Raw genomic sequence first — 1,476 nt, 5'->3', positions numbered from 1 at the left:
GCCCCGACCTGCCCCACCGGCACCCCGAGTCCCAGGCACCGCAGAGGCCGCACAGCCGACACAGTCACCGCAACCCACACGACCCACACAGGTCACTCGGGACACACAGGAGACCCACCTCGCAGGGGCGCCCCAGGACACAGACATCAAGGCGCTCACACGGGCGGCTCGCGAAGTGCGCCGGCGCGGGCGCCGGCGGGTAGCGGTCGTCGGTGTGGCGCTCTCCGACTGCGGCCGGGTGGAGGCAGCCACCCCGTACTCGCTGCACGCCCAGGCCGCTCGCCGCGCCCTCGCCGACTCCGGACTGGAACGTTCGGTGATCGACGGCCTCGCCTCCGCCGGGCTGGGCACCCTGGCTCCGGTCGAGGTCGCCGACTACCTGGGGCTGCGGCCCACCTGGGTCGACTCCACCTCCGTCGGCGGCGCCACCTGGGAGGTGCTGGCCGCCCACGCGGCCGACGCCATCGCCGCCGGCCACGCCCGCGCCGTACTGCTGGTCTACGGCTCCACCGCCCACTCGGACCTGAAGGCCGGGCGCCGCACGGCCACCTGGTCATTCGGTGCCGACGGACCACTCCAGTTCGAGGCGCCGTACGGCCACACGCTGATCTCCAAATACGCCATGGCCGCACGTCGGCATATGCACGAGTACGGCACCACCCTGGAGCAACTGGCCTCGGTCGCCGTCCAGGCGCGCGCGAACGCCACGCACAACCCGGAAGCCGCGTTCCGCACCCCGATCACCGTGGACGAGGTGCTGAACGGCCCGCTGATCGCGGATCCCTTCACCAGGTTGCACTGCTGCATCCGTTCGGACGGCGGCTGCGCGGTGCTGCTCGCCGCGGAGGACTGCGTGCCGGACACCGCGAAGGCGCCGGTCTGGGTGCTCGGATCGGGCAGCTGCGTCTCCCACAACGCGATGTCGCAGTGGGAGGACTTCACCACCTCCCCCGCCGCGCACTCCGGGCGACTCGCGTTCGAACGCGCCGGCGTACGCCCCCAGGACATCGAACTCGCCGAGATCTACGACGCCTTCACCTATATGACCCTGGTGACCCTGGAGGACCTGGGCTTCTGCGCGAAGGGCGAGGGGGGTGCCTTCATCGGGGAGGACCGGCTGACCCTGACCGGCACCCTGCCCACCAACACCGACGGCGGTGGCCTCTCCGCCTGCCATCCGGGGATGCGCGGGCTGTTCCTGCTGGTGGAGGCGGTGCGGCAGCTGCGCGGCGAGGCCGGCGAACGGCAGGTGCGCAAGGCCGGCGGAAGCCTCCCCCGGCTGGCCGTGGCCTCCGGTACCGGTGGCTGGTTCTGCTCCTCCGGCACGGTGGTCCTGGGACGCGACTGAGCCACTGCTCACCTCGGCCCGTACCGTCCGCACCGTCCACGGCACCGCCCCGGAGCACGCCCCCCGGCAGCCCGCCATGCACAGGCCCGCCAGCCCTCCTCCGCCCCGCCGCAGGCCGAACCCGCACC

1 protein-coding gene is annotated in these 1,476 nt (G+C 72.9%); it reads left to right on the top strand.

Annotation, left to right across the window (positions count from 1 at the left end):
• The first annotated feature begins 175 nt into the window (after positions 1 to 175).
• Positions 176 to 1,348 (top strand): thiolase C-terminal domain-containing protein, encoded by a 1,173-nt coding sequence (locus E4099_RS31980; RefSeq protein WP_135342583.1) that lies wholly within the window; start codon positions 176 to 178, stop codon positions 1,346 to 1,348.
• The last annotated feature ends 128 nt before the right edge of the window (positions 1,349 to 1,476 follow it).

It is taken from the genome of Streptomyces palmae (assembly GCF_004684805.1).
Lineage (GTDB): Bacteria > Actinomycetota > Actinomycetes > Streptomycetales > Streptomycetaceae > Streptomyces > Streptomyces palmae.
This window is presented reverse-complemented; position numbering and strand designations above follow the sequence as displayed.